We start from the raw sequence: 8,352 nt of genomic DNA, 5'->3' as shown, positions 1-8,352 counted from the left end.
GGCAACTGATCTTGTTCAGACATTGTTTATAATTTAACGCGGGAGAATATTTAAACCCACCAATACTTTTTCTTCGTTAGACAGATCTCCAATTATTTTCCGGATAGGTTCAGGCACTTTTCGTACCAATGTTGGTATAGCAAATATCTGATCACCTTCGGCCAATTGTGGTTTAACTAATAAGTCAATCACTTCAATGGTATATTGTCCTTTTAAATGTTCCTCGCAATACTTCTTAAGATTAGTCAGCGCGCTAACTGATTTTGCAGTTTTGCCGGCAATGTATAATCTTAGTTCATAGCTTATTATTTCTTCTTCCATTACTTTTTATTCTTGATATTATTTTCAGTAAACATGAGTCCCTTCCTCATATTCGTGATATCCTCCCGATTTTTTTCGAGTATCCCCTGTTTCAGTTCCTCTTCAATATAAATTTTATTCAATTCCTCTTCTGCCGACTCAAACTCAGCCTGCAGGTTTGATATTTTTGATTCCAACATTTTACGTTTGCGTATAATTTCCTTGTCCTTGCGTGAAACTGCAAAATCACGCAGGGCAACACCGGCTTTCTCTTTTAATTTTTGCGCCTCCCTTGCCGATCCTGTAAGTACACCTTCAGGGCCCAAATAAACGTCGACCAGATCAAGCCCTTTATCGGTTATAATGAATTCACGCACCTGGTTGGAGTGTTTCATGCCGCGCGATTTCATGATATACATTCCGCGGTTTCGTTCTCCGTTATACTCAATATCTCGCACCAAAAGCCATGCATCTACCAATGATGATACTCCCTCATCAGTTTGTTCACTCACTATAGTGTTCAAAGACAGTGCTGTAAACATCACCGTAATTTGTTCTTCCTGTAAAAAATCAATCAATCGTACCAGCATTGATTTTACTTCGCTCACTGAGCCTACCGTTATAAGGTTGGTTATAGGGTCAAGAATTATAGCTTCGGGTTTAAATTTTTTTATGATTTTATACATGGACACCAGATGCATCTCCAATCCATACAATGTTGGGCGCGAGGCATAAAATTGCAGCAAACCATTATCAATATATTGCTTCAGGTCTACATTAATAGACTTCATGTTGCGGATGATCTGTTTAGGTGACTCTTCAAAAGCAAAATACAGGCATTTTTTATTCTGCTTGCAGGTTTCATTTGCAAAATAAGCCGCTAAGCTTGTTTTACCTGTGCCGGCCGTACCCGAAACTAAAACACTGCTCCCTTTAAAAAACCCTTTGCCTCCCAGCATATTATCTAACGCCGGAATACCTGATGATACCCGTTTTGATGATACCTCTTTTTCTAATTTCAAGGAGGTAACCGGTAATACTGAAATGCCATCCTCATCAATTAAAAATGGATATTCATTGGTGCCATGTTGCGACCCCCGGTATTTAACTACGCGTAACCTGCGTGTTGATATTTGATTAATAACACGATGGTCAAGTAATATCACGCAATCAGATACATACTCTTCTAATCCCTGGCGGGTTAATGAATTACCATCTCCTTTTTCGCCAGTTATTATGGCGGTAACACCTTTGGTTTTTAAAAAACTAAATAGCCTGCGCAGCTCCGCACGTAATATGATTTGGTTCGATAAACCCGAAAAGAGATTTTCAAGCGTATCCAATACCACTCTTTTTGCGCCGATACTATCAATCGCATAACCCAGTCTTATAAACAAACCTTCCAGATCATACTCGCCGGTTTCTTCAATTTCACTGCGGTCAATACGCACATGATCCAGTTTTACTTTATTTTCGGCCTGTAATTTATGCAGGTCGAAACCAAATGAAGCAACATTCATGGCTAATTCTTCGGCCTTTTCTTCAAAAGCCATAAAAACCCCAGGTTCATTAAACATAATGGCCCCTCGTATTATAAATTCAAGCGACATTAACGTTTTACCACAGCCTGCTTCACCACAAATAAGTGTAGGCCTGCCTTTGGGTAAACCACCACTGGTTATTTCATCCAACCCGGTGATTCCAGTGGGTGTTTTTGGTAGCATTATGCTATTATCGTGTTGTTGTTTTTTATGAGATTTGGTCATTGTAAACAAATGTTTTATCAATATTGAATAACCGGGTAATCAAATAGCAGGTTATTTTTCATACTAAATGGTTAATAAATACTCAACTGGCCCAAATTGTTTTACATATATAAATTTATCATAGCAGTATTAAAGCAACAGTTAATATTGATTTTGTGTTCAATAATAAATTCATATTCAAAATTTAGATACCATAATTTTGGCATACCACAATAATAAATTCTTATTCCAACTGCTCATTTATCGTTGGTTAAATAAAAGAGCATACAATCAAAGCAAATTATACCTCTCTATAATTTAACAATCATCAATTCCCTTAATCAATGTTGTATTTTCTATCCCGTTATTATAACTATTAAAGGTTTATATTTATACATTTACCAGTAGGATGAGCAACCAGGCAGACCTGAATTTCCAGCAAAATGAGAATATTTTCCGCACCCTGATCGAAGAAACTTCGACCCCGGTTGGTCTTTACGTTGGCGCTGAAATGAAAATTAAAGTAGCTAACAAGGCTATTATAAAAGCATTTGGAAAAGGCGACGATGTTATAGATAAATTATATTTTGATTTGCTGCCTGAGTTAAAAAACCAAGCTATTTTCGGCATTTTAAATAACGTTTACCAAACTGGTGAGGCTTATGAACAAAATGAAGCACTGATAAATATTGTTGTAAATAATGAGCTACAATTATTTTATTACAATTACAGCTTTAAACCCTTAAAAGATAGCAACGGTCATGTTTGGGGTATTTTGAACACAGCAGCTGATGTTACCGAATTGGTGCTTACCCGCCTAAAATTAAAGGAAAGTGAAGAACGGAAACAATTTACCCTGCAAGCGGCCGAACTGGGCACCTGGGATCTTTACCCTCCAAAACAAATTGTAATATGGGACGAGCGTTGTAAGGAACTTTGCGGTTATGCAAAAGATGAAGAAGTACATTATGATGGACTTTTGAAATATTTGCACCCCGATGATGAAGACCGGCTGAAACAGGCGGTGCAAAACGCTTTCAATTGGGAAACTGGTGGTAACTACGATATTACTTTCAGGGTTATTGATCATACTGGTAATATAAAATACTGGACAAGGTGCAAAGGAAAGGCCTACTTTGATCATAATAATGAATTATGGCGCTTTGCAGGCACTGTTCAGGATGTTACCCGTGAGCTGCAGGACAAGCTGGAGCAGCAAAAACTCATAGCCCTTATTGAAAATACCGGTGATGTAATTGCCGTAGGCGGTATGGATGCAGCTGTAACTTATATTAATAAAGCTGGCTATACCATGCTCGGCATTGATAGCGAAAAAGAAGCTTTGAGGCCCGGCATTGAATATTTTTACGCCAATGATATACAGCAGGTAATGGATGAGCTTATCCCGGCAGTACAGCAAAAAGGTGCATGGAACGGCGAATTGCATTATCGCCATTTTAAAACCGGGGAACCCATACCGGTTTATCTAAATGCCTTTCGTATTGATGACCCATTAACCGGTGAGCCTATTGGAATGGCCTCCATAGCCCGGGATCTGCGGCCCGAAAAAGCGGCCCATAATGAACAATATAAATTATTAACGCTTATTGATCATAGTTCGGATTTTGTTAGCCTTTCAGATCTTGAGGGTAATGTAAGTTATGTTAATGCTGCCGGACGCATTATGCTTGGCATAAAAAGCCATGAAGAATTGCAAACGCATAACAGTCAATATATTATACCCTCCGAAATCTCAAAATTAACCGGTAAAATAGCCAAAGCTTTACAAAAAGATGGAAAGTGGTCGGGCGAAATTAATTACCGGCACTTTGAAACAGGCGAACCAATACCGGTTTTTGACACTACTATGCTGGTTTATGATACAACGACAGGTAAGCCCCAGGGACGTGCTACCATAGCCCGCGACCTGAGGCGTGAGGTCGCGGATAAAAAAGCACTTACAGATAGTGAACACTTGTTAAAGAGCATCACTAACGCATCGCCAACGGCCCTGTGGATGTCTGACGCGACAGGTGAAATGATTTACGTTAACCAAACCTGGATTGAATGGACTGGCATGAGTTACGAAGAACACATGGGCAACGGATGGACAAAGGCTATTTTACCTGAAGACAGGCCAAAGGCTGGCGAGAAACTCATTAGTGATATTGCCAGCAGGAGTCCTTACGAAGTTGATTTCAGGTTGATGCGTAAGGATGGCGAAATACGCTGGTGCGTTGCCACAGGCAATCCACAGTTTAATCAGGATGGGGTTTTTACAGGTTATGTTGGCTCCTGTATCGATATTACTGATAAAACCAATGCAGAAATGCAATTGATACTAAAAAACCGCGAATTAAATGATCAGATAAAGCAGTTTGAATTTGTTACGAATTTTGTGCCGGTACAATTATGGACCGCCCAAACTGATGGACAGCTTGATTATGTAAATAAAACAGCAGTCGATTTTTTTGGTATGCCCCCAAGAGAGGTTGTAGGTCCCGAATGGTTTACCAGAGTCCATCCTGATGACCAGGCGGGTTGTATAGCCGCATGGACAAACTCATTAAAAACAGGTGAAGTTTATCAGTATGAATTTAGACTGATGGATAAAAATGGGGTTTATAAATGGCATCTTGCCAGGGCATTACCTTTTATACTTGACGATAAAATAATAAAATGGTTTGGTACCAATACTGATATTGATGAACAAAAGCAATTGCAACGCCAAAAAGACGACTTTTTAGGTATAGCCAGCCATGAATTAAAAACACCGGTTACCAGCATTAAGGCTTATGCCCAGGTACTTGGCGCTATGCTTACCAAAGAAGGTGAGCATAAAAAAGCCGAAATGGTAATAAGGATGGATGCGCAGGTTAACAGGCTTACTAATTTGATAGGCGATCTGCTGGATGTTACCAAAATCAATTCGGGCAGGCTCCAGTTTAACAAAACCTGGTTTAATTTTAATCTTGCAATTAAAGAAACCATTGATGATCTGCAACATACCACACAAAAGCATACCCTGATAGAAAATTTTACCGAAACAGGTAACATATACTCTGATAAAGATCGTATAAGTCAGGTAATAACCAACCTGATCACGAATGCTATAAAATATTCGCCGCATACCGATAAAATCATTATAAGCACCCGATTGGAGGAAAATGAGGCAATTGTTTGCGTACAGGATTTTGGCATTGGCATACCTGATGATAAAAAGGACAGAGTGTTTGAACAATTTTATCGCGTAAGCGGCAACAAACAACATACCTTCCCGGGTTTGGGGTTAGGATTATACATATCATCAGAGATCATAAAACGTGAGGGCGGCAGAATGTGGGTAAACAGCGTTGAAGGTAAAGGGTCAACTTTTTGCTTTGCATTGCCTGTTGATATCAGTAAAATTTAACACTGTGATCAACAAAAAGGGTTATTATACTTGCTGCTATACCTATTTATGAACCAGAAATATAAAAAAATCATGATAGCCGATGATGATCCGGGTATTATTGATGCTGTTGAAATGATACTTGAATTTGAAGGATATGAAGTAACGTCAACAATTGACGGAACTACGCTGCTTGATTTAAAGAATGATCTTCCTGATCTTCTTTTACTTGACATTTGGATGAGTGGTGAGGATGGCAGGGATATCTGTAAAAAATTAAAACAAGGAACTATAACCAAAAACATCCCGGTGATCATGATATCAGCCAGCCGTGATATCAGGGATTCGGCAATGGCAGCCGGGGCGGATGATTTTTTGGCCAAGCCATTTGAAATGGACGAACTCCTGAGAAAAATAGCTCATTTTACCAGTTAGTTTATTCTAAATAAAAAACATTAACTCATGTGCTATGTTTATTATTTATAAAAACAACAGTCATGGGAGTTTTACAGCATATACAGCATCAGATATCGGCACTTAACGATCTGATCAAGATAAATAACGACCGTATAGCCGGTTATCAAAAAGCCATTGAAAGTATTGACGAAACGGGATTAAACCTGCTTTTCAATGAATATACCGATCAAAGTAAAAACTATGTTTCGGAATTAAGGGAGTATATTCATGTATTGGGCGGTCACCCTGCCGATGGTACTACCCTATCTGGTAAGTTTTACCACGCCTGGATGGATGTTAAAGCTACTTTTATAAATAAAGACAAGCATAGCATTTTAGCTGATTGTGAGCGCGGCGAGGATATAGCCAAAAAAGCATATCGCAAAGCTTTAGATGATAAAGAACTGATTTGGGAAGATGAGCGGGTTGTATCCATACTTAATACGCACCTGGATGGTTTAAGAATAGCTCACGATACCATTAAAGCCCTGCGTGATGCGGAAGTTAATGTATAACATATATTTAATTTACAATTATGAATACACCGGATCAGGATTTTTTAAATGAGTATAAGCCGTTACATGTACCTCATGAATACGACCAAAGCGCCTGTACGCAAGATAATGTTATATACGCTTTAGCACAATTAAAGGAAGGTACAGCAGACGAGGTCGCTGCGAAACTAAGTTCGTTTGATCCTGATACTGATATGCTCATCCATCAAAAAAATGCAGAGGATGTGCTTAACTATTTATTTAATAAAGGCCTGATAAAAGCCATTAATAAAAAGGGTGAATTAAGTTATAACCTGAGCAAGATAGAGATACCAAACTCAGGCAAAGCCGACGAACTTTTTTAATGAGGATGATTATTGGTTAACGGGCTTTGCCGATATAACACTATCCACAACAAATACACTTACCCCTCTCCACGGTAAAGTATGCAAATATTCTTTATAATGAAGTTCAAGATATGAGCCTGCACTACTGCTAAGCTGCTTTGCCACTTTTTCATCAGTAACTGAAAACATGAACTCGTTTGATGCTATACTACCACCCTGTGCCGGCGTACGAATACCAGTTTGTATTAAACGGCCCTCATAGGTTTTAAACATATAACCTTTTTTTACAAAATAATTCATGGTACCAGCCTTTGCCCCTTCGCCAAATACAAAATAATAACGTTGATAAACAAAGCCTGTGATCAACAGTAGTATAACCAGTATAATAATTGTCTTGGTTCGGGTTTTCATAAGAGATATATTTTTATCTAAACTACAAAAACTTAATAAGTAAACAATAGATAAGTAAAACTTGTAAAACGGAGTGCTTACATCAATCTATTTAGCAACCGGGGTCAACTTTACTTTTTTATAGGATGATATCATGAAGTTCACCAAGTCAATAATATTTAATGGGGGTTCATTAGTGGTGATGCTCAGCTTCTTTTTAGTATTTTCAAAATCAATAGCAAAGTAGTAGTTAGGCGCATCTGTTACCTGATTACCCTGCTCCCAGCTGTTCATTTTTTTGAGTTCGCTGTGTTTTAATAAGTAGTTTAGGCTATCCAGTTGAACCGGTGATAATTTACCGGTATAATCACCCTTATACGGATCGGCATGTTCTCCCGCCTTTAAGTGATAATCGCCATTGGGCCAAATTTCAATACCCAGCTGTGGGCAATCGCCAAAACAGGYTGATGATAAAAAATAGAGTTTGGAAAATTTAATGTTTTTATCGTAGCTGTTCTTAAAATTGGTGAATTCATAAGTACTGGGCCCGGCCAGCTTTATAGCGTTTGGTTCAATGGCTTTTAAATACAACCGGTTTTGATCTATGTACCTTATCTGAAATTTAAAGTCCTCCCTGCGTTCCTTTTTGAAGTTATCAGTACTGCTATGGTAAATATCAGTCATAATCAGGGTATCATTTACTATGGTATAATTAGCTTTAATACCGGCATAGCCAACAAAATTATAATACACCTTTTTATCAGAAAAATATAGATGCCCTAAGGATTTTGTTATCCATCGTTCCGCGTCAATTTTTACTTTCTGTGCAAATGAGGCACTCACCGTTAGCGTAAATAACAATAAAAAAAGACCGTGCTTTACCATTTGCAATATGATTTTTAAGGCAGATGAAACCCTGATAACGCTTTACAAACTCACAAATTCATATAATATTTTGTTAACGACTCAAAATCATCAAACTTCAATTCATAATCATCTGTTTTACCAAAGCCATAGGTTACAAATATAAAAGGTATACCGGCCATGCGTGTCTGCTCAGCGTCACCATTGGTATCACCAATATAAACCGGCTCTTTAAGCTGGTGTTTATCAATCAGCAGTTGCATATTGTGATGTTTGGGCATGTTATTTTGGCCATAAGCCATGGAATCAGTTATGTCATCCTCAATACCGGCCCAGCTTATAAACAGTGGGATAATGCCTATAGC

8 protein-coding genes and 1 pseudogene are annotated in these 8,352 nt (G+C 38.3%); 4 read left to right on the top strand and 5 right to left on the bottom strand.

From position 1 onward, the window contains the following. Positions 1–33: 33 nt before the first annotated feature. A complete protein-coding gene (locus AC1DRQ_RS27900; protein WP_429392424.1) occupies positions 34–321 on the bottom strand; it encodes a circadian clock KaiB family protein in 288 nt (95 codons plus the stop codon). After that, complete coding sequence (gene kaiC / locus AC1DRQ_RS27895; protein WP_477428848.1) at positions 321–2,066, bottom strand: circadian clock protein KaiC; 1,746 nt, start codon at positions 2,064–2,066, stop codon at positions 321–323. Before kaiC ends, AC1DRQ_RS27900 begins: the two co-directional genes overlap by 1 nt. 388 nt (positions 2,067–2,454) lie before the next feature. On the opposite strand from kaiC, the gene AC1DRQ_RS27890 reads away from it, so the two are divergent. The 4 genes from AC1DRQ_RS27890 (at position 2,455) to AC1DRQ_RS27875 (ending at position 6,751) form a co-directional block, all read left to right on the top strand. Then, positions 2,455–5,457: a PAS domain S-box protein gene (locus AC1DRQ_RS27890; protein WP_477428846.1), complete on the top strand. Its 3,003-nt coding sequence runs from the start codon at positions 2,455–2,457 to the stop codon at positions 5,455–5,457. A gap of 48 nt (positions 5,458–5,505) precedes the next feature. Beyond that, the gene (locus tag AC1DRQ_RS27885) at positions 5,506–5,871 is read left to right on the top strand and encodes a response regulator transcription factor (protein ID WP_477428844.1); all 366 of its coding nucleotides are present in this window, start codon (positions 5,506–5,508) and stop codon (positions 5,869–5,871) included. A gap of 62 nt (positions 5,872–5,933) precedes the next feature. After that, entirely contained in the window at positions 5,934–6,407 is a 474-nt protein-coding gene (locus AC1DRQ_RS27880; protein WP_477428842.1) for a ferritin-like domain-containing protein, read from the top strand. Between the two features lie 20 nt (positions 6,408–6,427). Continuing rightward, entirely contained in the window at positions 6,428–6,751 is a 324-nt protein-coding gene (locus AC1DRQ_RS27875; RefSeq protein WP_429392410.1) for a hypothetical protein, read from the top strand. Between the two features lie 9 nt (positions 6,752–6,760). Here AC1DRQ_RS27875 and AC1DRQ_RS27870 read toward each other — a convergent pair whose 3' ends face one another. The 3 genes and pseudogenes from AC1DRQ_RS27870 to AC1DRQ_RS27860 form a co-directional block, all read right to left on the bottom strand. Further along, positions 6,761–7,144, bottom strand: coding sequence for a hypothetical protein (locus tag AC1DRQ_RS27870; protein ID WP_429392407.1), 384 nt, complete (start codon positions 7,142–7,144; stop codon positions 6,761–6,763). A gap of 87 nt (positions 7,145–7,231) precedes the next feature. Further along, positions 7,232–8,008: a DUF6438 domain-containing protein gene (locus AC1DRQ_RS27865; RefSeq protein ID WP_477428840.1), complete on the bottom strand. Its 777-nt coding sequence runs from the start codon at positions 8,006–8,008 to the stop codon at positions 7,232–7,234. A 50-nt stretch (positions 8,009–8,058) separates the two neighbouring features. Continuing rightward, positions 8,059–8,352, bottom strand: a pseudogene (locus tag AC1DRQ_RS27860) (hypothetical protein); the annotation flags it as partial.

This window comes from Mucilaginibacter sp. P4_E8 (genome assembly GCF_056401495.1).
This window is presented reverse-complemented; position numbering and strand designations above follow the sequence as displayed.

Bases quoted from the DNA above. Each gene is read 5' to 3' on its own strand.
- AC1DRQ_RS27900 (WP_429392424.1), bottom strand. From the start codon at position 321: ATGGAAGAAGAAATAATAAGCTATGAACTAAGATTATACATTGCCGGC.
- kaiC (WP_477428848.1), bottom strand. From the start codon at position 2,066: ATGACCAAATCTCATAAAAAACAACAACACGATAATAGCATAATGCTA.
- AC1DRQ_RS27890 (WP_477428846.1), top strand. From the start codon at position 2,455: ATGAGCAACCAGGCAGACCTGAATTTCCAGCAAAATGAGAATATTTTC.
- AC1DRQ_RS27885 (WP_477428844.1), top strand. From the start codon at position 5,506: ATGAACCAGAAATATAAAAAAATCATGATAGCCGATGATGATCCGGGT.
- AC1DRQ_RS27880 (WP_477428842.1), top strand. From the start codon at position 5,934: ATGGGAGTTTTACAGCATATACAGCATCAGATATCGGCACTTAACGAT.
- AC1DRQ_RS27875 (WP_429392410.1), top strand. From the start codon at position 6,428: ATGAATACACCGGATCAGGATTTTTTAAATGAGTATAAGCCGTTACAT.
- AC1DRQ_RS27870 (WP_429392407.1), bottom strand. From the start codon at position 7,144: ATGAAAACCCGAACCAAGACAATTATTATACTGGTTATACTACTGTTG.